At 62.8% G+C, this 18,378-nt stretch carries 17 protein-coding genes; 3 read left to right on the plus strand and 14 right to left on the minus strand.

Features of this window, described 5'->3' with window-relative positions; all coding sequences use genetic code 11:
- Positions 1 to 44: 44 nt before the first annotated feature.
- Positions 45 to 836, minus strand: a complete 792-nt coding sequence (locus tag IB266_RS09790; protein ID WP_060741698.1) for an AraC family transcriptional regulator — start codon at positions 834 to 836, stop codon at positions 45 to 47.
- A 109-nt stretch (positions 837 to 945) separates the two neighbouring features.
- On the opposite strand from IB266_RS09790, the gene IB266_RS09795 reads away from it, so the two are divergent.
- A complete protein-coding gene (locus tag IB266_RS09795; protein ID WP_192261065.1) occupies positions 946 to 1,875 on the plus strand; it encodes a DMT family transporter in 930 nt (309 codons plus the stop codon).
- 184 nt (positions 1,876 to 2,059) lie between these two features.
- Here IB266_RS09795 and IB266_RS09800 read toward each other — a convergent pair whose 3' ends face one another.
- From IB266_RS09800 to IB266_RS09820, 5 genes are all read right to left on the minus strand, one after another.
- Positions 2,060 to 3,079: a branched-chain amino acid aminotransferase gene (locus IB266_RS09800; RefSeq protein WP_192261066.1), complete on the minus strand. Its 1,020-nt coding sequence runs from the start codon at positions 3,077 to 3,079 to the stop codon at positions 2,060 to 2,062.
- Between the two features lie 301 nt (positions 3,080 to 3,380).
- On the minus strand, positions 3,381 to 4,763 hold the full coding sequence (gene lpdA / locus IB266_RS09805; RefSeq protein ID WP_192261067.1) for a dihydrolipoyl dehydrogenase: 1,383 nt from the start codon (positions 4,761 to 4,763) through the stop codon (positions 3,381 to 3,383).
- 18 nt (positions 4,764 to 4,781) lie between these two features.
- Positions 4,782 to 6,047 carry a dihydrolipoamide acetyltransferase family protein gene (locus IB266_RS09810; RefSeq protein WP_192261068.1) on the minus strand — a complete coding sequence of 422 codons (1,266 nt, stop codon included), beginning with the start codon at positions 6,045 to 6,047 and terminating at the stop codon, positions 4,782 to 4,784.
- Positions 6,048 to 7,106 (minus strand): alpha-ketoacid dehydrogenase subunit beta, encoded by a 1,059-nt coding sequence (locus IB266_RS09815; RefSeq protein ID WP_060741703.1) that lies wholly within the window; start codon positions 7,104 to 7,106, stop codon positions 6,048 to 6,050. It lies immediately after the preceding gene.
- A 1-nt stretch (position 7,107) separates the two neighbouring features.
- Positions 7,108 to 8,343: a 3-methyl-2-oxobutanoate dehydrogenase (2-methylpropanoyl-transferring) subunit alpha gene (locus tag IB266_RS09820; RefSeq protein WP_060741704.1), complete on the minus strand. Its 1,236-nt coding sequence runs from the start codon at positions 8,341 to 8,343 to the stop codon at positions 7,108 to 7,110.
- 192 nt (positions 8,344 to 8,535) lie between these two features.
- Between IB266_RS09820 and bkdR the strand changes: the two genes are divergently transcribed.
- The gene (gene bkdR, locus IB266_RS09825; RefSeq protein ID WP_003202929.1) at positions 8,536 to 9,024 is read left to right on the plus strand and encodes a Bkd operon transcriptional regulator BkdR; all 489 of its coding nucleotides are present in this window, start codon (positions 8,536 to 8,538) and stop codon (positions 9,022 to 9,024) included.
- Between the two features lie 127 nt (positions 9,025 to 9,151).
- Here bkdR and IB266_RS09830 read toward each other — a convergent pair whose 3' ends face one another.
- Positions 9,152 to 10,015, minus strand: coding sequence for an MBL fold metallo-hydrolase (locus IB266_RS09830; RefSeq protein WP_103308832.1), 864 nt, complete (start codon positions 10,013 to 10,015; stop codon positions 9,152 to 9,154).
- Between the two features lie 207 nt (positions 10,016 to 10,222).
- On the opposite strand from IB266_RS09830, the gene IB266_RS09835 reads away from it, so the two are divergent.
- Entirely contained in the window at positions 10,223 to 11,023 is an 801-nt protein-coding gene (locus IB266_RS09835; RefSeq protein WP_192261069.1) for a sulfite exporter TauE/SafE family protein, read from the plus strand.
- Between the two features lie 128 nt (positions 11,024 to 11,151).
- Here the strand turns inward: IB266_RS09835 and IB266_RS09840 are convergent, their stop codons facing one another.
- From IB266_RS09840 to IB266_RS09870, 7 genes are all read right to left on the minus strand, one after another.
- Positions 11,152 to 12,021 carry an aldose 1-epimerase gene (locus IB266_RS09840; RefSeq protein ID WP_192261070.1) on the minus strand — a complete coding sequence of 290 codons (870 nt, stop codon included), beginning with the start codon at positions 12,019 to 12,021 and terminating at the stop codon, positions 11,152 to 11,154.
- 198 nt (positions 12,022 to 12,219) lie between these two features.
- Positions 12,220 to 13,500, minus strand: a complete 1,281-nt coding sequence (locus IB266_RS09845; RefSeq protein WP_192261071.1) for a TRAP transporter large permease — start codon at positions 13,498 to 13,500, stop codon at positions 12,220 to 12,222.
- Positions 13,500 to 14,027, minus strand: a complete 528-nt coding sequence (locus IB266_RS09850; protein ID WP_060741713.1) for a TRAP transporter small permease — start codon at positions 14,025 to 14,027, stop codon at positions 13,500 to 13,502. The genes IB266_RS09845 and IB266_RS09850 overlap by 1 nt, the downstream gene beginning before the upstream one ends.
- Positions 14,028 to 14,102: 75 nt before the next feature.
- Positions 14,103 to 15,071 (minus strand): TRAP transporter substrate-binding protein, encoded by a 969-nt coding sequence (locus IB266_RS09855; protein WP_060741714.1) that lies wholly within the window; start codon positions 15,069 to 15,071, stop codon positions 14,103 to 14,105.
- Positions 15,072 to 15,129: 58 nt separating this feature from the next.
- On the minus strand, positions 15,130 to 16,035 hold the full coding sequence (locus IB266_RS09860; protein ID WP_192261072.1) for an SMP-30/gluconolactonase/LRE family protein: 906 nt from the start codon (positions 16,033 to 16,035) through the stop codon (positions 15,130 to 15,132).
- Between the two features lie 42 nt (positions 16,036 to 16,077).
- Positions 16,078 to 16,899: an NAD-dependent epimerase/dehydratase family protein gene (locus tag IB266_RS09865; RefSeq protein ID WP_060741716.1), complete on the minus strand. Its 822-nt coding sequence runs from the start codon at positions 16,897 to 16,899 to the stop codon at positions 16,078 to 16,080.
- Positions 16,900 to 17,044: 145 nt separating this feature from the next.
- Entirely contained in the window at positions 17,045 to 18,274 is a 1,230-nt protein-coding gene (locus IB266_RS09870) for an OprD family porin (protein ID WP_225613486.1), read from the minus strand.
- Positions 18,275 to 18,378: the final 104 nt, after the last annotated feature.

The raw sequence follows: 18,378 nt of genomic DNA on the forward strand, positions 1-18,378 counted from the left end.
GAGCGAGCTTGCTCGCGATAGCCATCTCAGCATCACCCCCATCATCAAGCCATATGCCTGCGTCGATATTCATCCGGCGTGGTGCCCATCATTTTGCGAAACATGCTGATGAACGCCGAGGCGCTGCTGTAGCCCAGGTCCAGGCCAATGGTTTCCACGCTCTGGCCACGTTCGAGCAGGGCCAGGGCCTCGATGACTTTCAGGCGCTGGCGCCATTCCACCAGAGACATGCCCAGGTCCCGTTGGGCCCGGCGCATCAGCGTGCGTTCGGTGGTGTTGGCGGCGCGGGCCAGTTGCGGCAAGGAGCGCGGATCGCTGGGATTCGCCTCCAGGGCCCGCAATACGGGGCCCAGCAGTGGATCATCCGAGGAGGGCAGGTAGCTACCGGCATGGGGCGCCTGAGTCAGCTTGTCCACCAGCACCTGCAACAAGCGCTGCTGCTCGGGTGTCTGCGGTTGGCTCGGCGGTTCGTTGCGCAGCTCCTCCAGCAACGCGCGGATCAGTGGGCTCAAGGTCAGCGCGCAGGGGACGGCCGGCAGCGCAGCGCACAGTTCGGCCGCCAAGTACAACGAACAATGACAGGCCTCATGCCGATTGAACCCAACGTGTTCCATGTCCGGCGGCAGCCAGATGCCGTACTGCGGTGGCGCGAGGTAATGGTGCTGGGCGATCTCGATTTCCATCACTCCACTGTAGGAGTAGACGAACTCACCCCAGGCATGTCGATGCCGGGGGTAAGTGGCGTGGGCCGGCATGCAGGCGCTGCGAAAGAAAATCGGCGAGGGCAGGGCCGCGTCGAACGGAGGCATTTTCAGATGTTGGGCTGGAGGCTGCATATCGACCGCAATGGCGGATTACCGGGATGGCTTGTCGGGTAATCACTATATCCAGCAAAGGTGTCAGGCAGACAATCCTTTCATCCATTTCTGCCCAAGGATCTTTCCCATGACCACCCGCCGCGCCCTGGATGGCCAGGTCAGTGCCCTGATGACCGGACTCTGTGCCATCTGGGGTTTCCAGCAAGTCGCGATCAAGGCCAGCGCCGCCGACATGGCGCCGATGCTGCAACTGGGCGTGCGCTCGGCCATTGCCGCGGTACTGGTCTGGCTGTTGGTGCTGGTGCGGGGTGAACGCCTGTCCCTGGCCGATGGCAGTTGGCGTCCAGGCCTGTTGGTGGGGTTGTTGTTTGCCCTGGAGTTCGTGATGGTGGGCGAAGGCCTGCGTCATACGACGGCTTCGCACATGGTGATTTTCCTGTACACCGCCCCGATGTTCGCCGCCCTCGGTTTGCACTGGAAACTGCCGAGCGAACGCCTCAAGCCGGCGCAATGGCTGGGCATCGCGGTTGCCTTCGGCGGGATCGTGGTGGCCTTCAGTGGCGGCTCGGAGGCGGCGAACGGCAGCTCGTTGCTCGGTGACGGCATGGGGTTGCTGGCCGGCGCGCTGTGGGGCGCGACCACGGTGACGGTACGCTGTTCTCGGCTGACCGACGTGCCGGCCAGCCAGACACTGCTGTATCAACTGGTGGGCGCCGGGGTGCTGCTGATCGGGATGTCCGTGGCGTTGGCGCAAACGACGATCAACCCCACGCCGCAACTCATTGCCAGCCTGGCGTTCCAGGTGTTGCTGGTGTCCTTCGCCAGTTTCCTGATCTGGTTCTCGCTGCTGCGCCGTTACCTCGCCTCGCAATTGGGCGTGCTGTCGTTCATGACGCCGCTGTTTGGCATCGGTTTTGGTGTCTGGTTGCTGGACGAGCCGCTGGAGCCGAACTTTATCGTTGGCGCGGTCCTGGTGCTGGGCGGGATCTTGCTGGTCAGCGGTTACGGCTGGTTTCACCAGCGCTGGGGGCGATGGTTGGTATTGCGGCGGGGGTAATGGGGGTAGCAGACGCTGGGGCCTGTAGGAGCTGGCGAAGCCTGCGATCTTTTGATCTTTCGCTTGGGACTCAAGTGTCTGGGGAAAGATCGCAGCCTCGTTTCACTCGTCAGCTCCTACCTGGCTCCTACGGGTGAGGGAGCAGGCTCCCTCGCCATAAAAGCCCCTGATGCTGCCGGGGAGGTCAAACCTTGACGATCCAACCCGCCGGCGCTTCCACGTCGCCGGTCTGCACGCCGGTCAGCTCTTTGTAGAGCTTCTGGGTGATCGGGCCGACTTCGGTTTCACTGTGGAACACGTGCAGCTTGTCCTTGTAGCTGATGCCGCCAATCGGGGTGATCACCGCCGCGGTACCGCAGGCCCCGGCTTCCTTGAAGTCCGACAGCTTGTCGATGAACACGTCGCCTTCGATCACTTCCAGGCCCAGGCGCGATTTGGCCAGTTCGATCAATGACAGGCGAGTGATGCCCGGCAGGACCGAAGGGGATCTTGGGGTGACGAATTTGTCGTCGTGGGTGATGCCGAAGAAGTTGGCCGAGCCGACTTCCTCGATTTTCGAATGGGTCATCGGGTCCAGGTAGATACAGTCGGCGAAACTGGCCTTCTTGGCCTGGGAGCCGGGCATCAGGCTGGCGGCATAGTTGCCACCGACCTTGGCCGCACCGGTGCCTTGCGGGGCGGCGCGGTCGAAGCTGGAGATCAGGAAGTTGTGCGGGGTCAGGCCGCCCTTGAAGTAGGCGCCGACCGGGATGCAGAAAATCGAGAAGATGAACTCGGGTGCGGTGCGCACGCCGATGTTGTCACCCACGCCAATCACGAACGGACGCAGGTACAGCGCGCCGCCGGTGCCGTACGGCGGGATGAAGCGCTCGTTGGCGCGGACCACTTGCTTGCAGGCTTCGACGAACTGCTCGGTCTCGACCTGCGGCATCAGCAGGCGGGCACAGCTGCGCTGCATGCGGGCGGCGTTCTGGTCCGGGCGGAACAGGTTGATCGAACCGTCTTTGCAACGATAGGCCTTCAGCCCTTCGAAGCACTGCTGACCATAGTGCAGGGCCGTGGAGCCCTCGCTGATGTGCAGCACGTTGTCGTCGGTCAGGGTGCCCGCGTCCCAGGCGCCATCGCGCCAGTGCGACAGGTAGCGCTTGTCGGTCTTGATGTAGTCAAAGCCCAGTTTGTCCCAATTGATGCTCTCGTTACCCATGACACCCTCTATTTCTTAACAACCGTCGAAACGGTTCAAGGCTTCTGACGTTTTTTGGATGGGGACAACAATACTTCATTCCGGGGCTGTTTCGCAGCCCGCACGATAGGTGACAGGCAGATTTCTGCAGACTCCCCCGTGGCGAGGGAGCTTGCTCCCGCTCGGCTGCGAAGCAGTCGTAACCCGGTCAACGCGGTGTGACTGAACGATCCCGGTGCTCGGATTGGGGCTGCTTCGCAGCCCAGCGGGAGCAAGCTCCCTCGCCACAGGTGAAACTCATGCCTTCAGATGCACTGCACGGCTATAGATGCAACGCATGCCCCAACGCCCGCAACGCCGCTTCCTGCACGGCCTCGCCCAGGGTCGGATGGGCGTGGATGGTGCCGGCGATGTCCTCCAGGCGCGCGCCCATTTCCAGGGACTGGCCGAATGCCGTGGACAGCTCCGACACGCCGACGCCGACCGCTTGCCAGCCTACGATCAGGTGATTGTCCCGGCGCGCCACGACCCGGACGAAACCGCTTTTCGATTCCAGGGTCATGGCCCGACCGTTGGCGGCGAACGGGAAGCTCGAAACCAGGCAGTCCAGCCCGGCAGCCTTGGCCTCGTCCGGCGTCTTGCCGACCACCACCAGTTCCGGGTCGGTGAAGCACACCGCGGCGATGGCGGTCGGGTTGAATTCCCGATGCTGGCCGGCGATCAGCTCGGCGACCATTTCGCCCTGGGCCATGGCCCGGTGGGCGAGCATCGGTTCGCCGCTCAGGTCGCCGATGGCCCAGACGTTGCGCATGCTGGTCTGGCAACGGCTGTCGATTTTCACCGCCGAACCGTTCATCGCCAGGTCCAGCGCTTCAAGGTTCCAGCCCTGGGTGTTGGGTTTGCGCCCGACCGCCACCAGCACCCGGTCGGTGTCCAGGTTCAGCGTGTCGCCATTGGGATCACGCACTTGCAAGGTGCTGGCCTGGGCATTGAACCCTTCGACGCTGTGCTTGAGGTACAGCTTCACGCCCAGTTGCTTGAGCGCCTCGTGCACCGGTTGCGTCAGTTCGCCGTCGTAAGCTGGCAGGATCCGCTCCTGGGCCTCGACCACGCTGACCTCGGCGCCGAGCTTGCGATAGGCGATGCCCAGTTCCAGGCCGATGTAGCCGCCGCCGACCACCACCAGGTGCTTGGGCACCGAGGTGGGGGCGAGGGCTTCGGTGGAAGAAATGATCGGCCCGCCCAGTGGCAGTATCGGCAGGTTGACGCTTTTCGAACCGGTGGCCAGCAGCAGGTGTTCGCATTGGATGCGGGTATCGCCGACCTCGACCGTCTTGCCATCGATCACCTTGGCCCAGCCATGAATGACCTGGACCTTGTGCTTTTTCAGCAATGCCGCGACGCCAGTGGTCAGGCGATCGACGATGCCGTCCTTCCATTCCACGCTCTTGCCGATGTCCAGCGTTGGCGCCGCCACCGTGATGCCCAGCGCCGAGCCCTGGCTGTGGTGTCGGGTCTGGTGGAACTGCTCGGCCACATGGATCAACGCCTTGGACGGGATGCAACCGATGTTCAGGCAGGTGCCACCCAACGCCTGGCCTTCCACCAGGATGGTCGAGATGCCCAATTGCCCGGCGCGGATCGCCGCCACATAACCGCCAGGACCGCCGCCGATGATCAGCAGCGTAGTGTTCAAAATTTGCATTGCCTGCTCCATTGATGATTAGTCCACGAACAGGGTGGCGGGTTGTTCGAGCAAGCCGCGCAGGGCCTGGATGAATTGTGCCGCGTCCATGCCGTCGACCACCCGGTGATCGAAGGAGCTGGAGAGGTTCATCATCTTGCGGATCACGATCTGGCCCTTGATCACCATGGGCCGCTCGACGATTTTGTTCACGCCGACAATCGCCACTTCCGGCAGGTTCAGCACCGGCGTGCTGACAATGCCGCCGAGGGCACCGAGGCTGGTCAGGGTGATGGTCGAGCCGGACAGTTCATCGCGACTGGCCTTGCCCGTGCGGGCCGCCGTGGCCAGGCGGGCGATTTCCGCCGCGCTGTCCCACAGGGTACGGGCTTCGGCGTGACGCACCACCGGCACCATCAGGCCAACGTCGCTCTGGGTGGCGACACCCACATGCACCGCGCCTGAGCGATTGATGACCTGGGCTTCGTCGTCGTAGCGCGCATTCATCTGCGGAAAGTCCCGCAGGGCCACGACCAGGGCGCGGACCAGGAACGGCAGCAAGGTCAGCTTGCCGCGACTGGCGCCGTGTTTTTCATTCAAGTGAACCCGCAGCTCTTCCAGGGCCGTGACGTCGATTTCCTCGACGTAGCTGAAATGGGCCGCGCGTTGGGTCGCTTCCTGCATGCGCTGGGCGATCTTGCGGCGCATGCCGATCACCGGGATCTGCTGCTCGTCGTGGCGTTCGGCATAACCCGAACCGCCCTTGGCCAGGGACGACGGCCCCTGGGCCAGGTAGGCTTCGAGGTCTTCGTGCAGGACCCGTCCGGCTGGGCCGCTGCCCTGGACCAGGCGCAATTGAATGCCCAGGTCCAGCGCGTGTTTGCGCACGGCCGGCGAGGCCAGAGGACGCTCGTCGGGATCGCGGGCCACCGGGGCTTGCGGCGCCGGGCGAGGGGCGGCGGTCTTTTCCAGCACCGGTTCAGGCGTGGCCACTGGCGCCGGCTTCGGCGCCTGCGCCGTCGCAACTGGAGCCGGCTGTGCCGACTCTTTCAAATTACCCGCACCTTCGACTTCAATGCGGATCAGTTCGCTGCCCACCGCCATGACTTCACCCGGCTCGCCGCCCAGGGCGATGACCCGGCCATGCACCGGCGAAGGGATGTCCACCATCGCCTTGTCGGTCATGACATCGGCGAGTACCTGGTCTTCGACCACCATGTCGCCGACCTTGACGTGCCACACCGACAGTTCCACTTCGGCGATGCCTTCGCCAATGTCCGGCATCTTGATAACGTGCGTGCCCATTCAGACCTCCATGACCCGTTTCAACGCCGCGCCCACTCGGGACGGCCCAGGGAAATACGCCCACTCCTGCGCATGCGGGTAGGGGGTGTCCCAACCGGTGACACGCTCGATGGGCGCTTCCAGGTGGTGGAAGCAGTGTTCTTGCACCAACGACACCAGTTCGGCGCCGAAACCGCAGGTGCGGGTGGCTTCGTGGACGACCACGCAACGGCCGGTCTTCTTCACGGATTTGACGATGGTCTCAAGGTCCAGCGGCCAGAGGCTGCGCAGGTCGATGACTTCGGCGTCGATGCCGGTTTCTTCAGCCGCCACTTGGGAAACGTAGACCGTGGTGCCGTAGGTGAGAATTGTCACGTCCTTGCCCGGACGGGTGATGGCGGCGACGTCCAGCGGCACGGTGTAGTAACCGTCCGGCACCTGGGCCGAGGGGTGTTTCGACCACGGGGTTACCGGGCGGTCGTGGTGGCCGTCGAACGGGCCGTTATACAGGCGCTTGGGTTCGAGGAAGATCACCGGGTCATCGTTTTCGATGGAAGCGATCAACAGGCCCTTGGCGTCGTAGGGGTTGGATGGCATCACGGTGCGCAGGCCGCAGACCTGGGTGAACATCGCCTCGATGCTCTGGCTGTGGGTCTGGCCGCCGTAGATGCCGCCGCCGCAGGGCATGCGCAGGGTCATCGGCGCGGTGAACTCGCCGGCCGAGCGATAGCGCAGGCGCGCCGCCTCGGAAATGATCTGGTCCGACGCCGGGTAGACGTAGTCGGCGAACTGGATCTCGGCCACCGGCCGCAGCCCGTAGGCGCCCATGCCCACCGCCACGCCGACGATACCGCTTTCGGAAATCGGTGCGTCGAACACCCGCGAGGTGCCGTACTTGTTCTGCAGGCCTTCGGTGCAGCGGAACACGCCGCCGAAGTAGCCCACGTCCTGGCCGAACACCACGACGTTGTCGTCACGTTCGAGCATCACGTCCATGGCCGAGCGCAGGGCCTGGATCATGGTCATGGTGGTAGTGGTCATGGCGGTGTCCAACGCAATATTGTTGTTGTGATCGTTCATGTCAGATCCCCAACTGCTGACGCTGGCGCTTCAAGTGCTCCGGCATCTCTTTGTAGACGTCTTCGAACATGGTCGCGGCGCTGGGAATCTGCCCGCCGGCGAGGGTGCCGTACTGTTCGGCTTCCTTCTGCGCGGCGATCACCTCGGCTTCGAGTTCGGCGCTGACCGCCGCATGTTCCTCTTCGGACCACTGGCCGATCTTGACCATGTGCTGCTTGAGACGGGCAATCGGATCGCCCAGCGGGAAGTGGCTCCAGTCGTCGGCGGGGCGGTATTTGGAGGGATCGTCCGAGGTGGAGTGCGGGCCGGCGCGGTAGGTGACCCATTCGATCAGCGCCGGGCCGAGGTTGCGGCGGGCACGTTCGGCGGCCCAGCGCGAGGCGGCGTAGACCGCCATGAAATCGTTGCCATCGACACGCAGGGAGGCGATGCCGCAACCGACGCCGCGTCCGGCGAAGGTCGTGGCTTCACCGCCGGCAATGGCCTGGAAGGTGGAGATCGCCCACTGGTTGTTGACTACGTTGAGGATCACCGGCGCCCGGTAGACGTGGGCGAAGGTGAGGGCGGTGTGGAAGTCCGATTCGGCGGTGGCGCCGTCACCGATCCAGGCCGAGGCGATCTTGGTGTCGCCCTTGATCGCCGAGGCCATGCCCCAGCCCACGCCCTGGATGAATTGCGTGGCGAGGTTGCCGGAAATGGTGAAGAAACCGGCGTCCTTGACCGAGTACATGATCGGCAATTGCCGGCCCTTGAGCGGATCGCGCTCGTTGGACAGCAGTTGGCAGATCAGGTCCACCAGCGGCACCTCGCGGGCCATCAGGATGCTTTGCTGGCGGTAGGTGGGGAAGCACATGTCGTCGATGTTCAACGCCAGGGCCTGGGCGCTGCCGATGGCTTCTTCGCCAAGGCTCTGCATGTAGAACGACATCTTTTTCTGGCGTTGGGCGACCACCATGCGGTTGTCGTAGATGCGCGTCTTGAGCATGGCACGCATGCCTTTGCGCAGGATCTCGACGGGAATGTCCGCCGCCCAGTCGCCCAAGGCATTGCCCTGGTCATCGAGCACGCGGATCAGGCTGCGGGCCAGGTCGGCGGTGTCGGCGGGTTCGACGTCGATGGGAGGTTTGCGCACCGTGCCGGCATCGGACAGATGCAGGTAGGAAAAGTCGGTCTTGCAGCCGGGACGGCCCGAGGGTTCGGGGACGTGCAGGCGTAGCGGTTCGTACGCTGGGTTCATGGCTTTCTACGCTCGATCTTGTGAATTTCTTGTAGTGGGCGCGCTAGCTGACGAATGTCCCCGGGTAGGGGAAATTGTCCTACAACAATCATAGGCTCGACGAAGAAGAATATTTTTCTCTGTTAGCTTGCTGTTCAGATCATTTGCAGATAAAAAATCTGCACAACGATAAAAAACAGGATTATTTGTCTCATGCGTAAATTGGATCGCACCGACATCGGCATTCTGAACAGCCTTCAGGAAAACGCCCGCATCACCAACGCCGATCTCGCCCGTTCGGTCAATCTGTCGCCGACGCCGTGCTTCAACCGGGTCCGGGCGATGGAGGAGTTGGGCGTGATCCGCGAGCAGGTCACGCTGCTGGATGCCGACCTGCTGGGGTTGCACGTCAACGTGTTCATCCATGTGAGCCTGGAGAAGCAGGTGGAGGAGGCGTTGCAGCACTTCGAGGAGGCGATTTCCGACCGGCCGGAGGTGATGGAGTGCTACCTGATGGCCGGCGATCCGGACTACCTGATCCGCGTGCTGGTGCCGACCATCCAGTCGCTGGAGCGGTTCATGATGGACTTCCTGACCAAGGTCCCGGGCGTGGCGAACATCCGTTCAAGCTTTGCCCTCAAGCAGGTGCGCTACAAGACCGCGCTGCCGTTGCCGGCCAATGGGCTGACCTTGGGAACCTGAGGCTCATTGTTGCCTGATCCACTGCCATCGCGAGCAAGCTCGCTCCCACACTGGATTGGTGATGTTAATCAATCCCCTGTGGGAGCGAGCTTGCTCGCGATGAGGCCATCACATTCAGTACAAGCTTCTAAAGCTGATTGATCGGAATCTTCAGGTACGTCACGCCATTGTCCTCGGCCGGCGGCAGATGGCCGGCCCGCACATTCACCTGGATCGCCGGCAACAGCAGCGTCGGCATGCCCAGCGTCTTGTCGCGCTGGGTACGCATGGCCACGAACGAGGCTTCATCGATGCCATCGCGGACATGAATGTTGTGCTGGCGCTGCTCACCCACGGTGCTCATGCAGTGGGGCTCGCGTTCCTCCGGTGGATAGTCGTGGCACACATACAGCCGTACCCCGGCGGGGAAGGCCAGCAGCTTGCGGATCGAGGCGTAGAGCTGATGGGCATTGCCGCCAGGGAAGTCGCAACGGGCGGTGCCTACGTCGGGCATGAACAGCGTGTCGCCCACCAGGATCACGTCGCCATCGATCAGGTAGGCCATGTCCGCCGGGGTGTGGCCGGGCACGTGCAGGGCGGTGGCCTTGAGGTTGCCAATGAAGAAGGACTCGTCGGCGGCGAACAGGTGATCGAACTGCGAGCCATCCACCGCGAATTGCGGTTCGAGGTTGAACAGCGCCTTGAAGACGCTCTGGACCTGGTTGATGGACTGGCCGATGGCAATCTTGCCGCCCAGTTTCTGGCGCAGGTAGGGCGCGGCCGACAAGTGGTCGGCGTGGGCATGGGTTTCCAGTAGCCATTGCACGTTCAATCGGTGTTCGCCCACGAAGGCGATTACCCGGTCGGCCTGTTCGGTGGCGGTGCGTCCCGAAGTCGGGTCGTAGTCGAGCACTGGATCGACCACCGCGCATTGCCCACCGTCGTGCTCGAAAATGACATGGGTATAGGTCTTTGAGGCGGGGTCGAGAAAGCTTTGGATCTGCGCGGGCATGACAGCGAACCTGTGCGGGAAGAGCTCATGAAAGGGGGCTGCTACGCAGCCCAGCGGGAGCAAGCGCCCTCGCCACATACCAATCTAAAATAGCTTGTTGCAACGCTTGGGACTTACAACATATGGTCCGCAGCTTAGTGAGGGCCAAGGCGTCCTGCAAATGCGATCGCACCTGCCAACAGGTGTGCGCGGCTTGAGAGAACCTGAATGTTACTGGCAAGTTTTTTTGGTGTGGTCATGGGCTTGCTCCTTGGCCTGACGGGGGCGGGCGGCGGCATCCTGGCGGTGCCGGCGTTGGTGTTGGGCCTGGGCTGGAGCATGACCCAGGCCGCGCCGGTGGCGTTGTTCGCGGTGGGTAGCGCGGCGGCGGTGGGGGCCATCGACGGGCTGCGCCATGGCCTGGTGCGCTACCGTGCGGCCCTGCTGATCGCACTGCTGGGCGCGGTGTTTTCGCCGCTGGGCATCTACCTCGCCCACCAGCTCTCGGAAAAAATCCTGATGATGCTGTTCAGCCTGCTGATGGTGCTGGTGGCGGCGCGCATGTTGCGTCGCGAAACGCCGCAAGTGGGACCCAGCGATCATGGCGCCGCCAGTTGGGGCCAGAAAAACTGCATGCTCGACCGCCAGACCGGCCGCCTGGCCTGGACGCCTCGTTGCACCGCCACGCTGTCGGCATTGGGCGCGGTGACTGGCCTGGTCTCGGGGTTGCTGGGCGTGGGGGGCGGCTTCCTGATCGTGCCGGCGTTCAAGCAACTGACCGATGTGCAGATGCGCGGGATCGTCGCGACGTCCTTGATGGTCATCAGCCTGATTTCGTTGATTGGCGTGGTGGGCGCGTTTCATGCCGGGGTGAGCATCGACCGGGTAGGGATGGCGTTCATTGCGGCGAGCATCGTCGGGATGGTGCTCGGGCGGCGAGTGGCGGCCAAGGTTCCGGCCCGGGCGCTGCAAGTGGGGTTCGCCGGGGTGTGCCTGGGGGTGGCGTTGTTCATGTGGGTGCGGGCGTAGTCCCGGCTGGACACAATCTGTGGCGAGGGAGCTTGCTCCCGCTGGACTGCGCAGCAGGCCCCTACGGTTCCCCAGGGCGTCTGCTTCGCAGCCGAGCGGGAGCAAGCTCCCTCGCCACGGGTGTGTGTCTACAGCAATCGGCACTGCATCGAAAACCCCAGCGCCACCGACTGCCCTTGCTCCAGCAGGCGCAACCCTGGCCGCCCAGGCAGGTGGTGGGCGTTGACCGGGTGACTGACCGGTTCAATGCAAAAGAAATCCAGGCCCACGGGGCAGTAGAGCAGGAAGTAATCGCAGCCGCTGGCCTGGCACTCCAGCTCGTAGCCCAGGTCCGGCTGTTGGATCAGGCAATGTCCGTCCCAGCCACCGAAGCCGTTGTCCACGAGAGTGTCCGGCAATAAGCGGGACTCCTGGAAGTTCCAGTGTTCGGGGAGGTCGATCCGTTCCGTCGGCAGTTTTGTGGCGTCGCATAGCCAGGCTTCGCTCGCCCGGGTTTGCAGGCGCGTGCCGGCGGTGCGCGGGAAGTATGGGTGCAGGCCGAGCCCATGCCACGCCGGCTGTTTCGCCGTGTGGGTGACGAGCATCGCGATTTGCAACTGGCCGCCGCGCAAGCGGACACGCAAACTGGCGCAGTAACCGAACGGGTGCTGACTGTCGAGTTGCAGCAGCGCTTCCTGGGCATTCTGTTCGGTCACTTGCCACGGTTGCTGCCAGGCGCTGCCATGGATGGGGAACGGGTCGTTGGGGCTGTTGGCCTCCAGGGCCAGCCAGCCGCCAGGGCAATCGAAACCGCCGTGGGCGATCCGGTTCGACCAGGGGATCAATGGGAAGCCACCGAGCTTGCCGGGCAGGCCGTTTTCCAGGGCTTGCGGCGCGGGCGGGCGTAGCAGCGGGGCGCCGCTGCTGCGCAAGGTCCAGTCCACCAGGCTGGCACCCAGATGCGGGGCCAGCGTGAGGCGGGTCAGTTCGTCTTCGAGATGGAGAAGGGGTGGGGTCATGGTGGTTGTCTGCTGGATTGAAAAGCAGTGAGGAAATGCAGATTTTGTGTGGACGCTGTTGTGGCGAGGGAGCTTGCTCCCGCTGGGTGGCGAAGCCGCCCCAAAAATTTGTGCTGAAACAAATAACTTGGGCCTGCTTCGCAGTCCAGCGGGAGCAAGCTCCCTCGCCACAAGGGGGCTTGCTTGCTGATGGAATGGTTACAACACCAGATGCGGCAACCACAGCGACAGGGCTGGAATGTAGGTCACCAGCATCAGCACCAGGAACAGCACGGCATAGAACGGCAGCAGCGCCTTGACGGTGGCTTCGATACTGACCTTGCCGATGGCGGAGCCGACGAACAGCACCGCCCCCACGGGTGGCGTTATCAGCCCGATGCCCAGGTTCACCAGCATGATCATGCCGAACTGCACCGGGTCCACGCCGATGCCGACGATAACCGGCATCAGGATCGGCGTCAGGATCAGGATCAGCGGCGCCATGTCCATCACGGTGCCCAACAGCAGCAACATCACGTTGATGCACATCAGGATCACGTAGCGGTTGTCCGACAGGGTCAGGAACATCGTGGTGATCTTCGCCGGGATCTGCATCAGCGTCATGATGTAGCCGAAGCTGGCGGCGAAGCCGATCAGGATCATCACGATGGAGATGGTGCGCACGGTGCGGTGCATCAGCTTCGGCAGTTCACGCCACTTGTAGTCGCGATAGATGAACATGGTCACGAAGAACGACCACAGCACCGCGATGGCCGCCGATTCGGTGGCGGTGAAGATGCCCGACAGGATGCCGCCGAGGATGATCACCATCGCCATCAGGCCCCACAGGGCTTCGCCGACGATTTTCAACGCCTGGCGCATCGGGATCACTTCGCCCTTGGGGTAGTTGCGCTTTTTCGCGAAGATCAGGCACAACACCATCAGGCACGCGCTCATCAGCAAGCCTGGCACGATGCCCGCCATGAACAGCGAGGCAATCGAGACCGTACCACCGGCAGCCAGGGAGTAGAGCACCGAGTTATGGCTTGGCGGGGTGAGCAGGGCTTGCACCGAACCGCTGACGGTCACGGCGGTGGAAAAGTCCCGCGGATAGCCCTTGCGTTCCATTTCCGGAATCAGCACCGAGCCCACCGACGCGGTGTCGGCCACTGACGAACCGGAGATCGCGCCGAAGAAGGTCGAGGCGACGATGTTGACCAGTGACAGGCCACCACGCACAAAACCCACCAGCACGCCGGCACACGCCACCAAGCGGCGGGACATGCCGCCTTCGGCCATGATCGCACCGGCCAGCACGAAGAACGGAATGGCCAACAGGGAGAACTTGTTCACCCCGCCCGCCACCTGGATCATCACGGCCTGGAACGGGATGTCGATCCACCACGCCCCGATCAGGGCGGCGGCGCCCAAGGCGTAGGCGACCGGCATGCCGATCAGGATCAACACGATAAAACTGCCCAGCAGAATCAGAGCGTCCATTAAGCGGCACCTTCACTTTCTTCAACCAGGTCGAACTGCACGACCCGCCGTTTGCTCTGGTCACCGAGCAAGAGTTTTTCCAGGACAAAAACCAGCGTCAGCAAGCCGCCCAGGGGAATCGGCAAATAGGTCACGCCAACTCGCAGGCCGGGCAGGGAAGCCATGAACTGGTTCCAGGTGGACATGCACAGCTTGAAGCCCCAGACCGTCATGAAGATGCAGATCAGGGCCATGAGCAATTGGGAAAAGATCGACGCGGCGGATTTCAGGTGCGGTGGCATGCGGTCGGTGAGCATGGCCACGGCCATGTGCGCACCGGCGCGGTAACTGGCGGCGGCACCAATGAAGGTGAACACCATCATCAGCAGGATCGCCGTGGGCTCGGGCCAGCTCGAGCCGGAGCCCAGCACGTAGCGGGCGAACACGCCCCAGGGAATCATCAGGGAAATCGCCAGGACGGAAAGGCCGGCAACCCAGATGCACGTCATGTAGATCTTATCGTTGATACGCAGCAGCAAATTCTTCATCGGGTTCCACCGTAACCGGGCACGCCTTGGGCATCAGGCGTGCCGGGCCTTTTCATGAGTACAGAACGGGAGGCGTTACTGAACGGCTTCGATACGCTTGATCAGGTCGGCATAGGGCGCGCCGTACTTGGCCCGTACCGGTGCGGTGGCGTCGTAGAAGGGTTTTTTGTCGACCGTGATGAACTCGACACCCGCAGCCTTGAGTTTTTCTTCGCTGGCGGTGGACTTCTGGTCCCACAGCGCACGCTCTTCGGCCTGGGCAGCCTTGGCGGCTTTCCTGACCATCGTCTGTTGATCCGGGGTCAGTTTTTCCCAAGTGATTTTCGACATCACGATCGGCTCTGGCAGGATCAGGTGTCCGGTGAGGCTGTAGTACTTGGCGTTTTGGTAGTGGTTGTGTTCGAGCAGGGTCGGCGGGTTGTTTTCCGCGCCGTCGATCACGCCGGTCTGCAGGGCGCTGAAGATTTCACCGGTGTCCATCGCGATACCGTTGGCGCCCATGGCGTTCATCATCTCGATGAACATCGGGTTGCCTTGCACGCGGATCTTCATGCCCTTGAGGTCTTCGAGCTTGCGCACCGGCTTCTTGGTGTAGATGTTGCGCGTGCCGCCGTCCATCCAGGCCAGGGCCACCAGGCCGAACTCGGAGTTGGTGATCCGGTCGAGGATCGCATCGCCCACATCACCGTCGATGACGGCGCGCATGTGGGCCTGGTCGCGGAAGATGAACGGCATGTTGAACACGTTCACATCCGGCACCACAGGACCGACGATACCCAGGCTGACCCGGGACATCTGTATCGCGCCGACTTGCATCTGCTCGATGACTTCCTTTTCGGAACCCAATACACCGCCTGGGAAGTATTTGAAGGTCAGCTCGCCGTTGGTCTCTTTGGTCAGGGTCTTGCCCATGCTTTCTTCGGCCATCACGGTGGGGTAGCCCTTGGGATGGATGTCGGCGATCTTGAGTTCAAGGGCATGGGCCGCCTGGGCCAGGAAGGCCAGGGGGAGGGCTGCGATCAGAAGCGTACGTTTGAAATTCATGGTCCATCTCCAGTTTGTTGTTTTTTTTATGGCTCATTCAGCAAAGCGGTGAAGCAGATCATTTCGCGGCGTGTTTCAGCCCTCCAAAAGCGGGTTCGGCCAGGCCTTTGACACCGGGCTTGAGTGCGAACACGCCACCGGCCAGGGACTGCGGATCGGTGTCGTCGCCGGGGCGGATCGAGGTGACGAAGAGGGTGTCCAGGCGGCTGCCGCCAAAGGCGCACATGGTGGGTTTTTTCACCGGCACTTCCAGCGAACGGTCGAGACGTCCATCGGGAGTGAAACGGTGAATCAGCCCGGCGTCGTTGGCGCAGATCCAGTAGCAACCGTCGGCGTCGACTGCCGCGCCGTCCGGGCGACCGGCCAGGGGCAGCATGTCGACGAACAGCCGCCGGTTGGATGGGGTGCCGCTGTCGATGTCGTAATCGAAAGCCCAGATCTGCTGGCTCAACGGGTGTGAATCGGAGAGGTACATCGTCCGCCCGTCCGGGCTGAAGCCCAGGCCATTGGGCACGATGAAACCGCTCAGTTGCGCCTCGACCGGGCTGCGTTGCCCGGCTTCATACCGGTACATCCGGCCTTCGTCGACGTTGGCGGCCATGTTCAGCACCATGCTGCCAGCCCAGAAGCGGCCCTGGCGGTCGCAACGGCCATCGTTGAGGCGCATGTCGACGCGGCTGTGCTCGACGCTCCCACAGAGTTCGCTGTCGAGGCTGCCGTCGTCATGGGGGTGCAGGCGGAAGAAACCGCTTTCCATGCCGGCGATCCAGCCGCCGTCCTGGTGACGGGCAATGCAGGCAAGCATTTCGGGGGCTTCCCAGCCCTGGATTTTTCCGCTGCTGGCATTCCAGCGTTGCAGGCCACCGCTGGGGATGTTCACCCAATACAGGGCGTTTTCCTCGGGGACCCACACCGGGCTCTCCCCGACGGCGTTGCGTGCATCGACAATCAATTCGGCTTGCATGGTGATTCCTTTGTCCGTTCGTATCCCATGGAAACAGGCCAATCAGTCGTCGAACGGGCCGGCTGCCACGAAGGCACCGCCCTGGTAGATCCTGGCCGGGTCGTCGGCGGCTGGCATTGGCTGGGCTTCGATCTTGTCGCGGAAAATCTCGGAAGTGTCCTTGGGTTGGTAACCCAGGTGCGCGGCGTGGCTGTTGTCCCACCAGACGTCGCGGTTGGCGGACACGCCATAGACCACGGTGTGGCCGACCTTGGGCGTGTAGAGCGAGCATTCGAGTAGTTGGGTGAGGTCGTCGAAGCTCAGCCAGGTGCTCATCATCCGGCGGTTCTGTGGCTCGGCGAACGACGAGCCAATGCGGATGCTCACGGTCTCGATGCCGTAGCGATCGAAGTAGAAACTGGCGACGTCTTCACCGTAGGACTTGGACAGGCCGTAGTAACCATCCGGGCGGCGCGGCGAGAGGGCGTCGAGGGCTTCGTCCTGCTTGTAGAAGCCGATGACGTGGTTGGAACTGGCGAAGATCACGCGCTTGACGCCGTGCTTGCGGGCGGCTTCATAGATGTGAAATACACCACTGATGTTGGCGCCGAGGATTTCTTCGAACGGGCGCTCCACCGAAACACCCCCGAAATGCAGGATGGCATCGACACCTTCCACCAGTTGGTGCACGGCGTGCTTATCAGACAGGTCGCACGGCACCACTTCTTCGCTTTCATCGATGGCCGGGGCCATGTTGGCGATGTCCGACAGCCGGATGTGACGGGCGAAAGGCTTGAGGCGCTCGCGCAGGACTTTGCCCAGGCCGCCGGCGGCGCCGGTCAGCAGCAGGCGATTGAGGGGTTGGCGAATCGGTGTCGTCGTCATGGCATTACCTGAGCAAACAGTGAGTGATATCCGTTGTATAGGCCATATGACCGCGGGCAAAGGGTGACCTTTCCTTGTGGGAGCGAGCCTGCTCGCGAAGGCGCCAGCCCAGCCGCCCCCTCACCAGCAGACCCACCCAACCGCCTTACAACAAACTGATCGGATAGCTGATGAAAATACGGTTCTCATCGAATTCGTTGGTGCTGTAATCCCGGCGCATGGTCGAGTTACGCCATTTCACGTTGAGGCTCTTCAACGCACCGCTCTGCACGGTGTAGGCCAGCTCACTTTCACGGCCCCACTCCTTACCATCGTCGACCGTGGCGGTGTGCACGTTGTCACCGCTGATGTAGCGGTTCATCAATGTCAGGCCCGGCACGCCGACGGCAGCGAAGTTGAAGTCGTGGCGCAGTTGCCAGGATTTTTCCTTGGCGTTGTCATAGCTGGAGTTGTAGCTGTCGTTCGCCAGGGTGCCGCCGCTGGTGCCGTTGACGCGCATCCAGGCATCATCGCCGCCGACTTTCTGCAGGCCGACGTAGAAGGTGTTGCCGCCGTATTTGGCCGAGAGCATGGCGAACGCGGTTTTGTTGTCCAGGTCGCCGGCCAAGGCGCTGCCGTCTTCCTTGCCGATGAAGTAGCCAAGGTTGGCGCCCAGGGTCCAGTCGCCGATGGGCTGGCTGTGGGTCAGGTTGAAATATTGCTGCTGGTAGATGTCGGACAGTTCCGCGTACCACACACCGACCTGGGTGCGCTTTTCGTTGAAGGCGTATTCACCGCCACCGAAGTTGAAACGGTCGGAGGTGAACGCACCGCGGCCGTTCATGGACATGTCTTCCATGCTCGCGTCGTTGCGCGGGCTGTTGCCACGGAACTGGCCGCCGTAGAGGCTCAGGCCGTTGATTTCGGTGGAGGTCACCTGGCCGCCACGGAAGGTTTGCGGCAGGGAGCGGCCGTCGTCGGAGCGCAGGATCGGCAGCACCGGCATCCACTCGCCGACCTTCAACTCGGTTTTCGACACCTTGGCCTTCAGGGCTACGCCCAGGCGCCCAAAGTCATCGGCCGGGCGACCGTCGTCATGCACCGGCAGCAATTGCGTACCCGCCGTGCCACGGCCGCCGTCGAGCTTGACCGAGTACATCCCCAGTATGTCCACGCCGAAACCGACCACGCCCTGGGTGAACCCGGACTTGGCATCGAGGATGAAACTCTGGGTCCACTCTTCGGCCTTGCCCTGGGCGTTGTTCGGGTTGGTGAAGTTGCGGTTGAAATAGGCGTTGCGCAGGTTCAGCGTGGCCTTGGCGTCATCGACGAAGCCTTCGGCACTGGCGGCGGTTGGCAGAAACGCGGCAAGGCTGCTGCAACCGAGCAGAATCAGGGCGGGGCTGGCGTTGAGAAGGGTACGGCGATTTGGACGATGGTCGGGCGAAAAACGGACACGTGTGCTCACTATGACGCTCCCTACTTTTTTGTTGTTTTTAT

It is taken from the genome of Pseudomonas sp. Pdm06 (assembly GCF_014851795.1).
Classification (GTDB): domain Bacteria; phylum Pseudomonadota; class Gammaproteobacteria; order Pseudomonadales; family Pseudomonadaceae; genus Aquipseudomonas; species Aquipseudomonas fluorescens_AA.